Annotated in this window: 17 protein-coding genes; 12 read left to right on the top strand and 5 right to left on the bottom strand. The window is 71.5% G+C overall.

Annotated features, from left to right (window positions below; translation table 11 throughout):
* Positions 1-183: 183 nt before the first annotated feature.
* The 4 genes from SMA5143A_RS32405 (at position 184) to SMA5143A_RS32390 (ending at position 4,130) form a co-directional block, all read left to right on the top strand.
* The gene (locus SMA5143A_RS32405; RefSeq protein WP_107466416.1) at positions 184-1,581 is read left to right on the top strand and encodes a DUF6421 family protein; all 1,398 of its coding nucleotides are present in this window, start codon (positions 184-186) and stop codon (positions 1,579-1,581) included.
* 47 nt (positions 1,582-1,628) lie between these two features.
* The gene (locus SMA5143A_RS32400; RefSeq protein WP_107466415.1) at positions 1,629-2,381 is read left to right on the top strand and encodes an SDR family NAD(P)-dependent oxidoreductase; all 753 of its coding nucleotides are present in this window, start codon (positions 1,629-1,631) and stop codon (positions 2,379-2,381) included.
* A complete protein-coding gene (locus SMA5143A_RS32395) occupies positions 2,378-3,448 on the top strand; it encodes a threonine aldolase family protein (protein WP_099969184.1) in 1,071 nt (356 codons plus the stop codon). Before SMA5143A_RS32400 ends, SMA5143A_RS32395 begins: the two co-directional genes overlap by 4 nt.
* 88 nt (positions 3,449-3,536) lie before the next feature.
* The gene (locus SMA5143A_RS32390) at positions 3,537-4,130 is read left to right on the top strand and encodes a transglutaminase-like domain-containing protein (protein ID WP_181362104.1); all 594 of its coding nucleotides are present in this window, start codon (positions 3,537-3,539) and stop codon (positions 4,128-4,130) included.
* A 6-nt stretch (positions 4,131-4,136) separates the two neighbouring features.
* On the opposite strand, the gene SMA5143A_RS32385 is transcribed toward SMA5143A_RS32390, so the two are convergent.
* Both SMA5143A_RS32385 and SMA5143A_RS32380 read right to left on the bottom strand, forming a co-directional pair.
* The gene (locus SMA5143A_RS32385; RefSeq protein ID WP_107466413.1) at positions 4,137-4,865 is read right to left on the bottom strand and encodes a lysophospholipid acyltransferase family protein; all 729 of its coding nucleotides are present in this window, start codon (positions 4,863-4,865) and stop codon (positions 4,137-4,139) included.
* A gap of 186 nt (positions 4,866-5,051) precedes the next feature.
* Positions 5,052-5,468 (bottom strand): DUF4395 domain-containing protein, encoded by a 417-nt coding sequence (locus tag SMA5143A_RS32380; RefSeq protein WP_107466412.1) that lies wholly within the window; start codon positions 5,466-5,468, stop codon positions 5,052-5,054.
* Positions 5,469-5,543: 75 nt separating this feature from the next.
* Here SMA5143A_RS32380 and SMA5143A_RS32375 point away from each other — a divergent pair, with 75 nt between their 5' ends.
* From SMA5143A_RS32375 to SMA5143A_RS32360, 4 genes are all read left to right on the top strand, one after another.
* Positions 5,544-5,957, top strand: a complete 414-nt coding sequence (locus tag SMA5143A_RS32375; protein WP_107466411.1) for a TlpA family protein disulfide reductase — start codon at positions 5,544-5,546, stop codon at positions 5,955-5,957.
* A 205-nt stretch (positions 5,958-6,162) separates the two neighbouring features.
* On the top strand, positions 6,163-6,672 hold the full coding sequence (locus tag SMA5143A_RS32370; RefSeq protein WP_107466410.1) for a flavin reductase family protein: 510 nt from the start codon (positions 6,163-6,165) through the stop codon (positions 6,670-6,672).
* Between the two features lie 244 nt (positions 6,673-6,916).
* A complete protein-coding gene (locus SMA5143A_RS32365; RefSeq protein ID WP_107466409.1) occupies positions 6,917-7,702 on the top strand; it encodes an electron transfer flavoprotein subunit beta/FixA family protein in 786 nt (261 codons plus the stop codon).
* Positions 7,703-7,798: 96 nt separating this feature from the next.
* Positions 7,799-8,761, top strand: a complete 963-nt coding sequence (locus SMA5143A_RS32360) for an electron transfer flavoprotein subunit alpha/FixB family protein (protein WP_107466408.1) — start codon at positions 7,799-7,801, stop codon at positions 8,759-8,761.
* Between the two features lie 55 nt (positions 8,762-8,816).
* Here SMA5143A_RS32360 and SMA5143A_RS32355 read toward each other — a convergent pair whose 3' ends face one another.
* Complete coding sequence (locus SMA5143A_RS32355) at positions 8,817-9,722, bottom strand: endonuclease/exonuclease/phosphatase family protein (RefSeq protein WP_107466407.1); 906 nt, start codon at positions 9,720-9,722, stop codon at positions 8,817-8,819.
* Positions 9,723-9,910: 188 nt separating this feature from the next.
* Between SMA5143A_RS32355 and SMA5143A_RS32350 the strand changes: the two genes are divergently transcribed.
* Together SMA5143A_RS32350 and SMA5143A_RS32345 are read left to right on the top strand one after the other, a co-directional pair.
* Positions 9,911-11,215: a DUF6986 family protein gene (locus SMA5143A_RS32350; protein ID WP_107466406.1), complete on the top strand. Its 1,305-nt coding sequence runs from the start codon at positions 9,911-9,913 to the stop codon at positions 11,213-11,215.
* 115 nt (positions 11,216-11,330) lie between these two features.
* Positions 11,331-13,190, top strand: coding sequence for a serine/threonine-protein kinase (locus SMA5143A_RS32345; RefSeq protein ID WP_107466405.1), 1,860 nt, complete (start codon positions 11,331-11,333; stop codon positions 13,188-13,190).
* Here SMA5143A_RS32345 and SMA5143A_RS32340 read toward each other — a convergent pair.
* Together SMA5143A_RS32340 and SMA5143A_RS32335 are read right to left on the bottom strand one after the other, a co-directional pair.
* A complete protein-coding gene (locus tag SMA5143A_RS32340) occupies positions 13,136-13,972 on the bottom strand; it encodes a hypothetical protein (RefSeq protein WP_107466404.1) in 837 nt (278 codons plus the stop codon). The two genes, SMA5143A_RS32345 and SMA5143A_RS32340, sit on opposite strands and share 55 nt — an antisense overlap.
* A 3-nt stretch (positions 13,973-13,975) precedes the next feature.
* The gene (locus SMA5143A_RS32335) at positions 13,976-15,025 is read right to left on the bottom strand and encodes a LacI family DNA-binding transcriptional regulator (RefSeq protein ID WP_107466403.1); all 1,050 of its coding nucleotides are present in this window, start codon (positions 15,023-15,025) and stop codon (positions 13,976-13,978) included.
* 478 nt (positions 15,026-15,503) lie between these two features.
* Here SMA5143A_RS32335 and SMA5143A_RS32330 point away from each other — a divergent pair, with 478 nt between their 5' ends.
* Both SMA5143A_RS32330 and SMA5143A_RS32325 read left to right on the top strand, forming a co-directional pair.
* Complete coding sequence (locus tag SMA5143A_RS32330) at positions 15,504-16,436, top strand: ROK family protein (RefSeq protein WP_107466402.1); 933 nt, start codon at positions 15,504-15,506, stop codon at positions 16,434-16,436.
* A gap of 541 nt (positions 16,437-16,977) precedes the next feature.
* Positions 16,978-17,241: a hypothetical protein gene (locus SMA5143A_RS32325; RefSeq protein ID WP_107466401.1), complete on the top strand. Its 264-nt coding sequence runs from the start codon at positions 16,978-16,980 to the stop codon at positions 17,239-17,241.
* Positions 17,242-17,348: the final 107 nt, after the last annotated feature.

The raw sequence follows: 17,348 nt of genomic DNA, 5'->3' as shown, positions 1-17,348 counted from the left end.
CGACCCTTCCGGCCGACGGCCTCGCACAAACTGTGACCTGGGACGCGTGTGACAGGAGATTCAGCGGTTAGGTACTGGGGGTGGCGGGAGGATTTCCGGCTTGGTCGGGTGATCGACCTTGCGGGAGACAAGCTTCCCTACATACGGTGTCCGTACGAAAGGTTCTCCCGTGGAGGATGGGTCATGACGGAAATTCTTGTGCAGGTGGGTGCGGAGGGCGCTGTTCCTCCGGTCGGTAGGGTGGTGGAGCACCCGGCCTGGCCCGTGCTCAAGGATGCCGTGGAGCGGATCCGGCCATGGCAGTCCAAGGACGGCTCGATCGACTTCGACGCCGAGGGCGCGCCCGGCGCCGCCGACGCCGAGCAGGCCGTACGCGATGTCGTCGGCGCCGTGGAGGAGCTCTCCGCTCTGCTGCCGCACGACGCGGCGTACCACCGGGCGCTCGTCGAGGACCTGCGCCGGTGGGCCGAGGGCGGCTTCGAGGTGCCGGACTTCCTCGACTCGCTGCTGGCCTTCCAGCCGGCCGCCGACCGCCGGGACGGCCTCCAGCACCTGGTCGTCTTCCCGATGTACACGCAGAACGGCAACCCCGACCGCAATCTCGAAGCGGTCGTACTGCGCATGGTCTGGCCCGAGTGGCTGGCCGAACTGGAGCGCACCCGCTACGACAACCCGCTGTTCTGCGGCATCAAGTTCGAGGACTTCACGGCCGGCTACGACACCAACTCCGCCGTGCTCTTCCCCGAGACGATCGCCGTCCGTGAGGCGCCGGAACGATTCTCCTGGGGTGGCATCTTCTGCGACCGCGAGGCCGCCCGCTTCCGCCGGGTGACCGACGCCGCCGTCGACATCCTCGGCCTGGAGCTCCCCGAGGACATCTCCGCGATGGTCCACGACCAGAAGCGCTGCGAGGAGGCCTTCGTCCTGTGGGACATGGTCCACGACCGCACCCACAGCCACGGCGACCTGCCCTTCGACCCCTTCATGATCAAGCAGCGGCAGCCGTTCTGGATGTACGGCCTGGAGGAGCTGCGCTGCGACCTCACCGCCTTCAAGGAGGCCGTGAAGCTGGAGTCCGACGGGGTGCCGCAGGCCCGTGACGTGCAGTACGCCGTGCTGTTCGACCGGATGTTCCGCTTCCCGGTCACCGGCGAGCGCGTGCGCAACTACGACGGTCTCGGCGGCCAGCTGCTCTTCGCCTACCTGCACAAGCACGACGTCGTCCGCTGGACCGACAACAAGCTGTTCATCGACTGGCAGCGCGCCCCGCAGGTCACCAACGAGCTGTGCGCCGAGATCGAGAAGCTCTACCGCGACGGCATCGACCGCCCGAAGCTCGTCCACTGGTTCGCCGGCTACGAGCTGGTCTCCACCTACCTCGCACCCCACCCCGGCTCCCGCTGGGCCAAGGGGCCCGACGCCCTCGATCTGACGCAGCCGCCGCGCAAGCTCGTCGACGACGTGCTTCCGGACGAGTTTCCGCTCAGCATGTTCTATGAGGCGCTCGCCAAGAAGCTAAAGAACGTGATCGCCTCCACCAAGGGCATCACCGCGGCGAACGCCGAGCGGGCCGCCGCGTGAGCGCCCGATCCGCAGAGGTCACAGTGGCGCTTCAGGAGGCGAAGACCATGGGGAACGGCAACGGAGCACTCAGCGGCGCGGTGATCGCGGTGGCGGGCGCGGGCGGGCCCGCGGGCCGGGCGGCGCTGGCGCGGCTCGCCGAGGCCGGCGCGATCGTCGTCGGCTCCGACAACGACCCGGAGCGCCTGTCCGAGGCGGTGGACGCGGCCCGCTACGCGCACGGCGGCGCCACCGTCGTCGGCGACACGGTCGATCTGCTGGACCTCAAGTCGACCCGCGACTGGGCGCTGCGCGTCGAGAAGGACTTCGGCCGGGTCGACGGCCTCGTCCACCTCGTCGGCGGCTGGCGCGGCAGCGAGACCTTCACCAGGACCAGCCTCGACGACTGGGACTTCCTGGAGATGCTGCTCATCCGCACCGTGCAGCACACCTCCCTCGCCTTCCACGAGGCGCTCCAGCGCAGCGACCGGGGCCGGTACCTCCTGATCAGCGCGGCCGGTGCGAGCAAGCCCACCGCGGGCAACGCCGCCTACGCCTCCGCCAAGGCCGCCGCCGAGGCGTGGACGCTGGCCATGGCGGACTACTTCCGCAAGGCCGGGGGGGCGGAGGGAGCGACGTCCGCGGCTGCCATCCTGGTGGTCAAGGCATTGGTGCACGACGCGATGCGCGCTGACCGCCCCAACGCGAAGTTCGCGGGGTTCACCGACGTCAAGGAACTGGCCGAGGCCATCGTCGACGTCTGGGAGAAGCCCGCCGCCGAAGTGAACGGGAACCGTCTGTGGCTCACCGAGAAGCCGTGAATCCCCCCAGGACCGACGCACGACGCCATCACGACCCGGAGGTGCGCGGCTTCGCCAGCGACAACTACGCGGGGGTCCACCCCGAGGTGCTCGCCGCCCTGGCCCTGGCCAACGGCGGTCACCAGGTCGCGTACGGCGAGGACGATTACACCGAGAACCTCCAGCGGATCATCCGCAGCCACTTCGGCGCCACCGCCGAGGCGTTCCCGGTCTTCAACGGCACCGGCGCCAACGTCGTCGCGCTCCAGGCGGTCACCGACCGCTGGGGCGCGGTGATCTGCGCCGAGAGCGCCCACATCAACGTCGACGAGTGCGGTGCGCCGGAGCGGATCGGCGGACTGAAGCTGCTCACCGTGCCCACCCCGGACGGCAAGCTCACCCCCGAGCTGATCGACCGCCAGGCGTACGGCTGGGAGGACGAGCACCGGGCGATGCCGCAGGTCGTCTCGATCACCCAGAGCACGGAACTGGGCACGCTGTACACGCCCGACGAGATCCGCGCGATCTGCGAGCACGCCCACGCGCACGGCATGAAGGTGCACCTGGACGGCTCCCGGATAGCCAACGCGGCCGCCTCGCTCGACGTGCCGATGCGCACCTTCACCGACGCCGTCGGCGTCGACATCCTCTCCCTGGGCGGCACCAAGAACGGTGCGATGTTCGGCGAGGCCGTCGTCGTGATCAACCAGGACGCCGTCCGGCGGATGAAGCATCTGCGGAAGCTGTCCATGCAGCTCGCCTCCAAGATGCGTTTCGTCTCCGTGCAGTTGGAGGCGCTGCTCGCCAGGGACCTGTGGCTGCGCAACGCCCGCCACTCCAACGAGATGGCCCAGCGCCTCGCCGAGGGCGTCCGCGCGGTCCACGGCGTCGAGGTGCTGTACCCGGTCCAGGCCAACGGGGTCTTCGCCCGGCTGCCGCACGACGTGAGCGAGCGTCTGCAGAAGAAGTTCCGCTTCTACTTCTGGGACGAGGCCGCGGGCGTGGTCCGCTGGATGTGCTCCTACGACACGACCGAGGACGACGTCGACCGGTTCGTGGCGGCGCTGAAGGAGGAGATGGCCCGCTGAGGGTCACCCCCGGAACGGATTGCATAGATATACGGTAGCCCGAAAATGTATTGACTCGCGGGTGATCGTATTTCTATGCTCTGCGGGCATGGAGCTGATCCAGGAAACCCCTGACCTGTCCGCCTATTTGGCCGCCGACGACGTCATCGACCACCACCACCCGGTGGTGCGGGAGACCGCCGCACGGCTGGCCCGGCGTTCAGCCGACTCGTATGACTATGCGCGACTGGCCTTCGAGTTCGTCCGCGACGCCATCCCGCACTCGGCGGACGCCGGTGACCTGCGCGTCACCTGGCGCGCCTCGGACGTCCTGGAGCAGGGCACCGGGATCTGCTACGCCAAGGCGCACGCGCTGACCGCGCTGCTGCGGGCCGAGGACATCCCGACGGCCCTGTGCTACCAGCGGCTGGCGCACGACGACGGTGACGGACACGCCGTGCACGGTCTGGTCGCCGTGCGCCTCGACGGGGGCTGGCACCGGCAGGACCCCCGCGGCAACAAACCGGGCGTGGACGCCCGCTTCTCCCTCACCGGGGAGCGGCTGGCATGGGTCCCCGACCCGGCGGCAGGGGAGTGCGACTATCCGACCCTCCACGCGGCGCCGCACCCCGACGTCGTCGCAGCCCTCAGAGCCGCGCCCGACCGGACACGGCTCTGGGAGACGCTCCCCGCGGCGCTGTAGGCGGGATCAGCGGGCCTCGGCCTCGCGGACCTGCTCCGGGGTCGGGGCCGTGCCGCCGAGGTGGGCCGGCATCCACCAGGTGTCGTCCGGGCCCTTGGGGCGCACCGGGTAGGCGCGCTGCGCGGCCTCCAGCAACTCCTGGACGCGCTCGCGCAGTTGCCGGGTGATCGCGCCGGCGTACTTGTCCTTGGAGGCCTCTATCGCCTCGCCCACCCGGATGGTGATCGGGGTGTGGCTGCGCTTGAAGTTGCGCGGGTGGCCCTTGGTCCACAGCCGCTGGGTGCCCCACACGGCCATCGGGATCAGCGGGACACCGGCCTCCTGGGCCAGCCGGGCGGCACCCGACTTGAAGCTCTTGAGGGTGAACGACTGCGAGATCGTGGCTTCGGGGAAGACGCCGACGATCTCCCCGGAGCGCAGCGAGTTCAGGGCGTGCTCGTAGGCCGCCTCGCCCTGCGCGCGGTCCACCGGGATGTGCCGCATGTTGCGCATCAGTGGGCCGGAGATCTTGTGCCGGAACACCGACTCCTTGGCCATGAAGCGGACCAGCCGCTTCTGCGGCAGAGCAGCCAGACCGTCGAAGATGAAGTCCAGGTAGCTGATGTGATTGCTCACCAGTACGGCGCCGCCCGAGCGCGGGATGTTCTCCGACCCCTTGCAGTCGATCTTCAGGTCCCAGGCCTTGAACAGGGTGAGGGCGAGACCGATCGCGGGACGGTAGACAAGCTCTGCCATGGACGGAGTGGACCCTTCTCTCTGCCTGGGAAAGGGGCTCCCGGCGGAAAAGTTACGCAGCCGTAGGTTTACGGCATGTCGCAGATCGTGCCCCAAGAACGCACGAGTAGCCAGCCCTGGTGCCGGTGAAGTGCGAGATTCTCGTCACGTCGGCCCTTCGGTTCCCTCCCGGACCTTCTCATGTCCTCACCCGGCGCGTACCGTCACCCGCCGGACGAGCAGATACATCTCGCAGCCCAGGCAGTAGCCGAACACCGCGTTGAGGAACGCCGCCGCGAGAGCCGCCCCCGTCGCCGCGAGCCCCAGCCACTCCGGGCCCAGCGTGAAACCGGCCAGCCCCACCAGCGCGAACACCAGTCCGACCGTCTGGGCGAACCGCGGCGGCTGCGGCGACTCGAACTCCGTCGGCGGCCCGAGCCGCGGCCGGACCACCCTGCGGAAGACCCAGCCGTACGGCGAACGACCCACCCCGCCCGCCCCGCCCACCGCGAAGGCGAACGTCTGCCAGGCCAGCAGCCAGGCGCTGCCACTGATCAGCGCGGCGGCCAGCACGACCGCCGTCACGGCCGCGCCGAAACGCGGTCCCCTCACATCGATGTCCATGCGTCAAGCATTCCGCAAGCCAATCTCTTCGAGGAGCCGGGAATCTTTGCAGTCTGATGAACGCTGAAGCACCCTGTGACCGGACTGGTGGTGTGCGTACTGGTGCTTGCCGCGGCGAGCACCTACGGAGTGCTGCAACGGCGGCGGAGCGGGAGGGTCGGAGTGCGCGTGCGGGACGGCGAGAAGCGGCTCGACGCCGCCGAGTTGGGGGAGGCGCTCGGCGAACGGGCCACGCTCCTGCAGTTCTCCAGCGCCTTCTGCGCCCCCTGCCGGGCCACCCGCAGGGTGCTCGCCGAGGTCGCCGCGATGGTCCCGGGCGTCGCCCATGTGGAGATCGACGCCGAGCAACACCTCGACCTGGTCCGCCGGCTCGACATCCTCAAGACTCCGACCGTGTTCGTCCTCGACGCGGACGGCCGGGTCGTACGGCGTGCCGCGGGGCAGCCGCGCAAGGCGGATGTGATCGCCGCGCTCGGCGAAGCCGTGTGAGAGGAGTGGCCCGTGACGCACCTTCCGGATGACGGGACGCGCTTGACTGTACGCGTCACGTATCGTCAACCTGACGGCATGCCCCGGGAACTCCTTCTCTTCGAGCGTGTCCATGTGGACCTGGTCCGCACGGCGAGTTCGCGCTGTCCGGGCTGTTGAGCAGCCACGGACCCCGCTCGTCGACCCCACCCGAAGGACATCACCCATGACGGCCACCTCCGGCCTCGGTTCCCCCCGGCTCGCCTCCCCCGACCTCCTGCGCTCCGTGTTCCGGCGGCACGCCGCCGGAGTCGCCGTGATCACCGCCCAGGGCCTCGCGGGCCCGGTCGGCTTCACCGCCACCTCCCTCACCTCGGTCTCCGCCGAGCCGCCGATGCTCTCCTTCGGCATAGGCACCGGCGCCTCCAGCTGGCCCGCGATCGCCGAGGCGGAGTACGTGGGCGTGCACATACTCGGCGAGCACCAGCAGGAGCTGGCCGCCACCTTCGCCCGCAGCGGCGCCGACCGCTTCGGGGCGCCCACCGAATGGCGTAGCGGCCCCGAAGAGGTTCCCGTTCTCGACGACGTGCTCGCCTGGCTGGTGTGCCGGGTGGTGGCCCGGGTCCCGGCGGGCGACCACCGCATCGTCCTCGCCGAGGTCGTCCTCGGCGACCCCTCCGGTGCGGGGCGGCCACTGCTCTACCACCAGGGACGCTTCAGCGGCCTGCGCGACTGATCCGCGCGGGCGAACGGGGGCACGACGTTTCCCGCCGGATTCCCGGCCGATTACGCAGGGTTGCCTACCTCACAGTTCAAAGCGCTTGCTTAGCGGGGATGAGATGCGGGACGGTAGGCGTCGTACTGGCGAGTAATATTCCGACCGGAGCGCAGGTCGCCCCGATCGGGATCGGCCGCTTCAGGCGCCTATGCTGCCTCCATAGCAGGCAGCCCAGAAATGACGATGCAGTAGGAGAGCCGGCGTGAGCTTGAGGATCGTTGTCACTGTGAAGTACGTGCCCGACGCCACTGGCGACCGGCACTTCGCCGATGACCTGACCGTCGACCGTGACGACGTGGACGGTCTGCTCTCCGAGCTGGACGAGTACGCCGTCGAGCAGGCGCTGCAGATCGCCGAGGACGCCGACGACGCCGAGATCACCGTGCTGACCGTGGGGCCCGAGGACGCCAAGGACGCGCTGCGCAAGGCGCTGTCGATGGGCGCGGACAAGGCGATCCACGTCGAGGACGACGACCTGCACGGCACCGACGCCATCGGCACCTCCCTGGTGCTGGCCAAGGCGATCGAGAAGGCCGGCTACGACCTGGTGATCTCCGGCATGGCCTCCACCGACGGCACCATGGGCGTCGTCCCGGCCCTGCTGGCCGAGCGTCTGGGCGTGCCGCAGGTGACCCTGCTGTCCGAGGTGTCCGTCGAGGACGGTGTGGTCACGGGTCGTCGTGACGGCGACGCCGCCTCGGAGCAGCTTCAGGCGTCCCTGCCGGCCGTGGTCTCCGTGACCGACCAGTCGGGCGAGGCCCGTTACCCGTCGTTCAAGGGCATCATGGCGGCGAAGAAGAAGCCGGTGCAGTCCTGGGACCTGTCCGACCTCGACCTGGAGGCCGAGGAGGTCGGTCTGGAGGGCGCCTGGACGGCCGTCGACTCCGCGGCCGAGCGTCCCGCGCGCACCGCCGGCACGATCGTGAAGGACGAGGGCGAGGGCGGCAAGCAGCTCGCTGAGTTCCTCGCGGGCCAGAAGTTCATCTAAGGCCCCCGCGGCCCGGCCCGGCCCCCTGCGGCCCGGCCGAGCCCAACTCCCTTACGCCCCCTCAGACTTCGTAATTCCGCTAGGAGAACCATTCCCATGGCTGAAGTTCTCGTCTACGTCGACCACGTGGACGGTGCCGTCCGCAAGCCCACCCTGGAGCTGCTGACCCTGGCCCGCCGTGTCGGTGAGCCCGTCGCGGTCGCGCTGGGTGCCGGTGCCGCCGACACCGCCGCCACGCTCGCCGAGCACGGCGCGGTCAAGGTCCTCACGCACGACGCCGCCGAGTACGCCGACTACCTGGTCGTCCCGAAGGTCGACGCCCTCCAGGCCGCCGTCGCCGCCGTCTCCCCGGCCGCCGTGCTGGTCCCCTCCTCCGCCGAGGGCAAGGAGATCGCCGCCCGCCTCGCGCTGCGCATCGGCTCGGGCATCATCACCGACGCCGTCGACCTGGAGGCCTCCGACGAGGGTCCGGTCGCGACGCAGTCGGTGTTCGCCGCGTCCTTCACCACCAAGTCCCGTGTCTCCAAGGGCACCCCGGTCATCACGGTCAAGCCCAACTCGGCCGCAGTCGAGGCCGCTCCGGCCGCCGGCGCCGTCGAGGCGCTGGACGTCACCTTCTCCGCGCAGGCCACCGGCACCAAGGTCACCGGCCGTACCCCGCGTGAGTCGACCGGACGTCCGGAGCTGACCGAGGCCGCGATCGTGGTCTCCGGTGGCCGTGGCGTCAACGGCGCGGAGAACTTCGCGCTGATCGAGTCCCTCGCCGACTCCCTCGGCGCGGCCGTCGGCGCCTCGCGTGCCGCGGTGGACGCCGGCTGGTACCCGCACACCAACCAGGTCGGCCAGACCGGCAAGTCCGTCTCCCCGCAGCTGTACATCGCCTCCGGCATCTCCGGCGCGATCCAGCACCGTGCCGGTATGCAGACCTCGAAGACCATCGTCGCGATCAACAAGGACGCCGAGGCCCCGATCTTCGACCTCGTCGACTACGGCGTCGTCGGCGACCTCTTCGACGTCGTCCCGCAGCTCACCGAGGAGATCAAGGTCCGCAAGGGCTGAGCCTCCCGGCGCTGACAGGCCCCCGCGACCGTACGACGGTCGCGGGGGCCTTCGCTCATCCCAGGGTCAGTGAGGCCTGTACCGGCAGATGGTCGCTCGGGTACAGCCCGTCCATCGAAAAGGTGTTCATCGCGGCCCAGTTGGCGGTGACGCCGGGCGAGGTGAGGATCCAGTCGATCCGCCGCCCACCCGGTCTGAGCCCCTTGTAGCCGTGGTAGGTGCCGTATGCCTCGCTGCGCGAGCCCGCCGCGTCCCAGGCGTCCACGAGGCCGATGTCCAGCATCCCGTCGTACACCCGGTTGTCGTGGGCGGCCGCGTTGAAGTCACCGGTGACGACGACCGGCAACGACCGGTCCCACCCGGCGATCGTCTTGCCGATGAGCCCCACGGACCGCTCGCGGGCGTACTGGCTGACACTGTCCAGATGGGTGTTCAGGGCGTAGAACTCCCGTCCCCCGTCGGCGAGATCGGCGAAACGGACCCAGGTCACCATGCGCAGCCAGTCCGCGCCCCAGGTGTTGGACGCGATCGTGTACGGGGTGTCCGACAACCAGAAGTGGTCGAACTCGATCGGTTCCAGTCGGCGGGTGTCGTAGAAGATCGCCATGAACTCGTCCTTGCTGCCACCCCCACGGCCGGTGCCGATCCAGTCGTAGTGCCCGCCGAGATCCTTCTCGATCATGCGCAGCTGCTGGTAGAGGCCCTCCTGGGTGCCGATGAGGTGGGGCCGCTCGCGGCGCAGCAACGCCCGCATCACCGGACGGCGGGCCGTCCAGCGGGGCGTCTCGTCGACGACGGTCGCGAAGCGCACATTGAACGTCATGACGTTCAGCGCGCCCGCGTACTCGCCGGCGGCAGCGGGCTGTGTGGAGCCCGCCGTGGTGAGCAATGGTGCGGCGATGGCGGCCACCGCCGCGGACTTGAGTCCTTGGCGGCGTGTCACTCCGGCCTCGTTCGGCACGCGATCTCCTCCCCTTGGGAGTCAGGATGAAGCTTGCCGAATGAATACGGAAGAAGGCGGTGGGATAGCGGTGACCAGGGGGAAGCATGGGGAATCCCACGCCGGGACGGTGTTGACCCGGGTCAAGATCCCCGATTAGCTTCGTCATGCGGATTGCTGATTCCGTAGAGCGGAAGGTGGAGGTCGGAATGGGGCAGGGTCGGCAGGAGAACGTGGCGACGAGTCTCGTGGGCGCCGTCAGCGAGGAGATCAGCGCCTCCCTCGCTCCCGTCGACGCGGAACTGGAGCGCCGCTACCCCGGCGACCCCGGCACCCGCCAGCCGGTGCACACCGTCTACGTCCCCGGCGACGCGTTCGCCGCCGACACCCTCCGCACCTGGGGCGACCGGGCCCTCGCCACCCTCGACGCGCACGCCCCCGACGCCGCGTCCCTCGCCGCCGTCCTCGGCCTCCCCGACCACCTCGCCGGCCCCGTGTACGACCGCGTCCGCGCCAAGCTGGAACGCGAACCGATCGAGGACCTCCGCGTCGACTTCGAGGACGGCTACGGGCCGCGCCCGGACGCAGAGGAGGACGAGGCCGCCGCCCGCGCCGCCCGGCTGATCGGGCAGGCGTACGCGAACGGCACGGCCGCCCCGTACATGGGCATCCGCATGAAGTGCATGGAGGCACCGGTGCGCGACCGGGGCATCCGCACCCTCGACATCTTCCTCACCGGCCTGCTGGAGGCCGGCGGCCTGCCCGACGGGCTCGTCCTGACCCTGCCCAAGGTGACGTACCCGGAGCAGGTCACCGCCATGGTCCGCCTGCTGGAGGCCTTCGAGAAGGCGCGCGGTCTCGCTTCCGGCCGGATCGGCTTCGAGATCCAGATCGAGACCAGCCAGGCCATCCTCGCCGCCGACGGCACCGCCACCGTCGCCCGCATGATCGGCGCCGCCGAGGGCCGCGCCACCGGACTGCACTACGGCACCTTCGACTACAGCGCCTGCCTCGGGGTCTCCGCCGCCCACCAGGCCGGCGACCACCCGGCCGCCGACCACGCCAAGGCGATCATGCAGGTCGCCGCGGCGGGCACCGGCGTCCGCGTCTCGGACGGTTCGACGAACGTCCTTCCGGTCGGTCCGAGCGAACAGGTCCACGACGCCTGGCGCCTCCACTACGGCCTCACCCGCCGCGCGCTGGCCCGCGCCTACTACCAGGGCTGGGACATGCATCCCGGGCACCTCCCGACCCGCTACGCGGCCGTCTTCGCCTTCTACCGCGAGGGCTACGAGCAGGCCGCCGCCCGCCTCTCCCGTTACGCGAACCGCGCCGGCGGCGACGTCATGGACGAGCCCGCCACCGCCAAGGCCCTCAGCGGCTATCTGCTGCGCGGCCTCGACTGCGGCGCCCTCGACATCGACGAGGTGTCCGGTGCGACCGGACTGACCCGCGCGGACCTGGAGGGCTTCGCCACGCCCCGCAGGGCGGACCTGACTGTTTCCGGCCACTGATTCCGGCCGGTCGTGTAGCGGTCCTGTGACAGCGGTCGCCGCTGGTCCGAGCCGTCCCCGCGGCACCGTAGTCTGTACGCCCACTCATTGACGTGTTCAGAGGAACGGGGCACTGGTGTCTTCGGGGGCGAACGAACAGGCGGACGGCGTCGGACGGCTCCTCGTCGGGCGGTACCGGATCGTGCGGCAGCTCGGACGCGGTGGGATGGGCGTCGTCTGGCGGGCCGTGGACGAGGTGCTCCACCGCGAGGTCGCCCTCAAGGAGCTACGCACCTACACCGACGCCGACGCGCCCGAACTCGCCGATCTGGGACTGCGGATGCAGCGCGAGGCCCGGGCCGCCGCCCGGATCCGGCACCCCGGGGTCGTCGCCGTGCACGACGTCGCCGAGGTCGACGGCCGCCCCCTGATCGTGATGGAGCTGGTCGACGGCCCCTCCCTGGACGACGTCCTGCGCGACCGGGGCCTGCTCGACCCGCGCGAGGCGGCCGCGATCGGCGCCAAGGTGATGGACGCGCTGGCCGCCGCCCACCAGGTGGGGGTGCTCCACCGCGACGTCAAGCCCGGCAACATCCTCCTCGACCGCTCCGGCCGGGTCGTCCTCACCGACTTCGGCATCGCCACCATGGAGGACCCGAACGACGGCTCCGCCACGCATCTGACCCGTAGCGGCGAACTCGTCGGCTCCCTCGACTACCTGGCCCCCGAGCGCGCCCAGGGCAACGACCCCGGCCCCGCCTCCGACGTCTGGGCGCTCGGGGCCACCCTGTACGCGGCCGTCGAGGGCACCTCCCCGTTCCGCCGTACCTCCACCTGGTCGACGCTGACCGCGATCGTGTCCGAACCGCTGCCGGACGCCCGGCGCTCCGGCCCCCTCGCGCCCGTGCTGCTCCAACTCATGGACAAGCGCCCCGAGCACCGTCCCGACGCGTCCCGCGCACGGGAACTGCTGGAGGCGGTGGCCTCGGGCGCCGCTTCCGCCACACCGGCATCGGGGGCCACGGGCCCGAAGGCACCGCGCGGACCGGAGACCGAGCGCAGCGTGCCCTCGGTGCCCCCGGGCTTCGGCCCGCCCACGGCGGGCGCGGGCGGCGGCTTCGGTACCGCGGGTGCGGGTGCGGGTGCGGGTGTGGTTGCCGGTCCCGGTGCGGGCGCCGGCTTCGGGCCGCCGCAGCCGATCCCGGGGGCCGGGACCGGAGCGTCCCCGTCGGTCGACGGCACCGGCTCCGGCGCACAGCCCCAGGTCCCCGCCTCGGGTGTCGTCACCACCGTGTCCACTTCCGGCAACCCCCGGCGCCGCAAGGGGCGCGCCCTGCTCGCCGCGGTGGCCGTCTTCGTGGTCCTCGCCGCGACCGGGGTCACGTTCGCCCTGGTGAACGGCGGCGACGACTCCGGGACGGGAGCCTGGTCCGCGCCCACCGACTCGACCGGCGCCACGCCGTCCAAGGGCGCCGACAGGGACGCGGTCGACGTCTCGGACGACTCCGAGGACAAGAAGAAGGACGACGAGAAGCCGGACCCGAGCGACAAGCCCAAGGAGGACGACGGCAAGGGGCCGGAGCCGTCCGCCTCCCCGTCGAAGAATGCCGGCGGAGGCACGACGGGCGGGGGTACGGGCGGTTCGGAGTCCTCGGGCGGCTCCACCGGCGGCGACACGACCGGCGGGACCACCGGCGGCGGTGCCACCGAGGAGCCGGTCTGTCACCCGATCGGCGGCGGTAAGTACAACTGCACCGTGTGGTCCACCGCCAAGTCCTACGACGCCGCCGGTACCGAGGTCGGCGTCCTCAAGGCCGGCACCAACTACTTCTACTGTCAGCAGAACACGGGCCGCCGCGAGACCTCCGGCCGCTGGACCAACGTCTGGTGGGCCAAGACCGACGACGACAGCGGCAACCGCGACGTCTTCGTCAGTGTCGTCTACGTCAAGGGCGGCGACAACGACGCCGCGGTGCCCGGCCTCCCGGTCTGCTGAGGGTCCGTCGGCCGCCGTGACCGGGGATGCGGCCGTACGTACGGCTCAAGCCCCGAGGTCGTCGTCCACCTCTTCTCCGCGAACAGCTGCCGCCCCCGGGCGCACAGGGCACGGTCGCCACGCGCCCGGGCGCAGAACTCGTCGGGCGTCGTGCCGAACAGCTCACGCAACTCGGCCGACGCCGCCAGGAGTTCGGTGAGCAGCGGACGCTGCCGGCCGGGGTGGGGGCGAGGGCCGGGCCCGCCGTCGCGCAGGACGCCCCACCGGTTGACGTAGATCCAGGCGGCGTCCAGGACGTCGCCCGACTCCAGCTCGACGGGGAAGTCGGCGGCGGGCAGGGCGGCCCGATGGAAGTTCCCCGTCGGCGAGTCGGCGCCCTCACTGGTGTCGATCACGGCGAGCTGCGCCTCGTCGAGCCAGGTGATGAACAGGTCGCGGGTCGCGCCGGGGGAGCGGAACGGTGACGCGGACAGATAGCCGAGCAGGCTGACATGGGCGGAGACACCGATCCCGATGCCCGTCACCCTGGCCCTGACCATGGGGACGCGGCACTCCACACCGTGCTCCGCCATCTTGTGCACGAGCTGCGCGGGGCAGGCGTTGGAGCCGACCGAGAGCACGGGGACACGGTCCTCGAAGCGCAGCCTGTCCAGGGGCAGCATGCGGTTGCCGTCCAGGAGCGCGGACGCCTCGGGCCAGGCGCCCGGATAGCTCAGCGGGTCCTCGCGGGGCGCCACGTCGAGGCCGAGCGCCTCCAGCGTACGGGGGTCGGGGGGCGCCAAGGCTCAGTCCTCGGGCGGCAGTTCGCCCGAGCCGCGGGCGATCAGCCGGGTCGGGAGCTCGATGCGCTCCGGGGCGAGCAGGGAACCGTCCAGCTGCTGGAACAGCCGCTCGGCGGCGGTCCGGCCCATCCCGGCGGGGTCCTGGGAGATCACCGTGATGCCCGGCTGGAGCAGATCGGCCAGCTCGAAGTCGTCGAACCCTACGAGGGCGACCCGCCGGGCGTGCGCGGCGAGGACCCGTACGACCGTCACCGTGACACGGTTGTTGCCCGCGAAGACCGCCGTCACCGGTGCCGGACCGGACAGCATCTCCTCGGCCGCCCGGCGCACCCGCTCGGGGTCGGTGACGCCCAGGGACATCCAGGTGTCCTCGACCGGTATGCCCGCGTCCTCCATGGCCGCCCGGTAGCCGCGCAGACGCTCGGCGGCCGTGTGGATGCGCGGCATGTCGCCGATGAACCCGATGCGGCGGTGCCCGTGCGCGATGAGGTGGGCGACACCGTCACGGGCGCCGCCGAAGCTGTCCGACAGCACGACGTCGGCGTCGATCCGCCCGGCGGGCCGGTCCACGAACACCGTGGCGACGCCCGCCCTGATCTCGGGCTCCAGATAGCGGTGGTCGTCACCGGCCGGGATGATCACCAGCCCGTCGACGCGGCGCGCGCACAGTGCCAGCGCCAACTCCTGCTCCCGGTCCGGGTCCTCGGCGCTCGAACCGTTGATGAGGAGCGAGCCGTGGGCGCGGGACACCTCTTCCACCGCCCGGCTGAGGGGGCCGTAGAACGGGTCGGCGAGGTCCTCCAGGACGAGGCCGATGCTCGCCGTGCGGCCCTTGCGCAGCACCCGCGCGCTGTCGTTGCGCCGGAAGCCGAGCGCGTCGATCGCCTCCTGCACCCGGCGCTCGGTGTCCGGGGTGACGCCCGGTTCGCCGTTCACCACCCGTGAGACGGTCTTCAGGCCCACGCCGGCCCGGGCGGCGACGTCCTTCATCGTCGGACGGTTTCCGTACCGGTTCTCCGGTCTGCGGGCGATGCTGCGGGCGGTCTCGGGCACTCTGCGCTGTCCTGTCCTGTCGTCCCCGTGCGTGGCCGGTGGTGCCGTGTCCCGAGGGCCGCGGTGTCGTCGTGGCCATGGGTCCCGCGGTGCTCAGGTCCGGTCGGTGCGCACCGGCCGGTCCTCATCGGTCGGGTGGTCACCGTGCTCGCGGTCCTGGTCGTCGGCGTCGGGCACCGGCTGCGCTGTCCTGAGGTGGTGTCGGTGGTCATGACCCCGCGGCTTCGGCTCTCGTCGGTACCCGAGGCGCGGTGGTGTCATGGGTGGTGCGTGTCGGATGTGTACGGCTGTTGAGGATGTGGCGTCGAGCATAGAGCCTGGACAACGTTGTCACAGCCGGGGGAGACTGTCTATCGCATTCTCTGGCCGGCGCCCCCCACCAGGCGAGCGTCGTGCAGCCCGTTTTTCCGGCCGGAGATCCGGGCGCCGCAGGATCCGGGTGCCCGGGAGGAGACTCGGAGCGGGAGAACTGACACTGATGCAGACCGACCTCGTGGCCGCGCTCGACATAGGCGGCACCAAGATCGCCGGGGCGCTGGTGGACGGCCACGGCCGGATCCTGGTGCGCGCGCAGCGCCCGACGCCCGCGCGTGAGGACGGCGACACCGTGATGCGGGCCGTCGAGGAGGTCGTCGGTGAGCTGACCGCCGCCCCGCGGTGGGGTGCCGCCACGGTCGTCGGGATCGGCAGCGCGGGCCCGGTGGACGCCTCCGCCGGCACGGTCAGCCCCGTCAACGTCCCCGGCTGGCGCGGGTTCCCGCTGGTCGACCGGGTCCGGGCAGCCACGGGTGGACTGCCCGTCGAGCTGATCGGGGACGGCGTGGCCATCACCGCCGCCGAGCACTGGCAGGGCGCCGCCCGCGGCCATGACAACGCGCTGTGCATGGTGGTGTCGACGGGCGTCGGCGGCGGCCTCGTCCTCGGCGGCCGACTCCACGCCGGGCCGACCGGCAACGCCGGCCACATCGGCCACATCAGCGTCGACCTCGACGGCGACCCGTGTCCGTGCGGTGCCCGCGGCTGCGTCGAGCGGATCGCGAGCGGCCCCAACATCGCCCGCCGCGCCCTGGAGAACGGCTGGCGGCCGGGCCCCGACGGTGACACCTCCGCAGCCGCGATCGCCGCCGCCGCCCGCGCGGGCGACCCCGTCGCCGTGGCCTCCTTCGAACGGGCCGCGCAGGCCCTCGCGGCCGGTATCGCCGCCACCGCCACGCTCGTCGAGATCGACATCGCCGTCATCGGCGGCGGCGTCGCGGGCGCCGGCGACGTGCTGTTCGCGCCGCTCCGAGCCGCCCTCAAGGACTACGCGGCCCTGTCCTTCGTCCAGCACCTGACCGTCGCCCCGGCCGAGATGGGCACGGACGCGGGCCTGGTGGGAGCAGCCGCGGCGGCGCTGGCACGGGGTCGCTGAGGCGGGGCGCCGCCACGTCGGCGAACGGGCCGGGGAGGGCGGGGGCAGTGACCGGGGCGTGGTGAAACGGGGCGGTCTTCCGGCGGGCCGGCCGGGAGGTCGGGTCGCTGTCCGGTATCCCGCCCTCCCCGGTTCGCCCGGCCGACCTGCCGGTACGGCCAGGGGCCGACGGCCGGCGGGGGACACGACGCCTCCCGGGCCGGCAGCTCGGCGGCGGGCCGGCCGGCGGCCTTCGCCGTGGGCCGGTCCAACGGGGCTGACCAGCCCAGTCGTTTCGAGGACGGACTCGGCGGGTCGTCGCCGGGGCCCGTACTCCGCTGGGGCGCGGCGTCAAGCGGTGCCGCGGTTGCCGGCGCCCGCTGCCGCGGCTGGTGAAGCCTTGTGCTGTGGTTGTCGTCGGCCGGTGCTGTCGCTGTCGACGCCCGGTGCTGCTGGTGCCCTCGGGTCTGCTGTGGCCGGGGTGGCCGGACTGGGGCGCAGTTGGTGGGGGAAACGGTGGGGTGGCCGTGACTCGGTGGTGGGGTGGCGCGTTGAGCGGGGCATGAAGAAGCGCAGCATGCTCGCCATCGCCTCCCTCGCCACCGGATTCGTCGTCGCGGCCATCACGCCGTCGCACGGCCTCGACGCCGCGGACGCCCTCGGAAAGGCCGACGGGCTGAGCAAACTGGATGTCGAGGGAACCCTCGACACGGTCGGCAGGACGGTCGCCGACGACGGCCTGGCGGTCGGCGGCGACGCCCTGGGAGGCGCCACGGGCAAGCAGGGCAAGGCCGGCAAGCAGGGCAAGGCCGGCAAGAAGGGCTGACGCCCTCCGCCGGGAGCGGCGGGTTCCCCCGTCCGCCTCGTACGACACGGTGGCGGGTTCCCAAGCGGTGGGAACCCGCCACCGTGTATTTCACCTCCTCATCAGCG

The organism is Streptomyces sp. MA5143a (assembly GCF_900290235.1).
Taxonomy (GTDB): Bacteria; Actinomycetota; Actinomycetes; order Streptomycetales; family Streptomycetaceae; genus Streptomyces.
This window is presented reverse-complemented; position numbering and strand designations above follow the sequence as displayed.

Coding starts and splice junctions, on each gene's coding strand:
- SMA5143A_RS32325 (WP_107466401.1), top strand. CDS start 16,978: ATGAAGAAGCGCAGCATGCTCGCCATCGCCTCCCTCGCCACCGGATTC.
- SMA5143A_RS32400 (WP_107466415.1), top strand. CDS start 1,629: ATGGGGAACGGCAACGGAGCACTCAGCGGCGCGGTGATCGCGGTGGCG.
- SMA5143A_RS32380 (WP_107466412.1), bottom strand. CDS start 5,468: ATGGACATCGATGTGAGGGGACCGCGTTTCGGCGCGGCCGTGACGGCG.
- SMA5143A_RS32350 (WP_107466406.1), top strand. CDS start 9,911: ATGGGGCAGGGTCGGCAGGAGAACGTGGCGACGAGTCTCGTGGGCGCC.
- SMA5143A_RS32330 (WP_107466402.1), top strand. CDS start 15,504: ATGCAGACCGACCTCGTGGCCGCGCTCGACATAGGCGGCACCAAGATC.
- SMA5143A_RS32390 (WP_181362104.1), top strand. CDS start 3,537: ATGGAGCTGATCCAGGAAACCCCTGACCTGTCCGCCTATTTGGCCGCC.
- SMA5143A_RS32385 (WP_107466413.1), bottom strand. CDS start 4,865: ATGGCAGAGCTTGTCTACCGTCCCGCGATCGGTCTCGCCCTCACCCTG.
- SMA5143A_RS32360 (WP_107466408.1), top strand. CDS start 7,799: ATGGCTGAAGTTCTCGTCTACGTCGACCACGTGGACGGTGCCGTCCGC.
- SMA5143A_RS32405 (WP_107466416.1), top strand. CDS start 184: ATGACGGAAATTCTTGTGCAGGTGGGTGCGGAGGGCGCTGTTCCTCCG.
- SMA5143A_RS32370 (WP_107466410.1), top strand. CDS start 6,163: ATGACGGCCACCTCCGGCCTCGGTTCCCCCCGGCTCGCCTCCCCCGAC.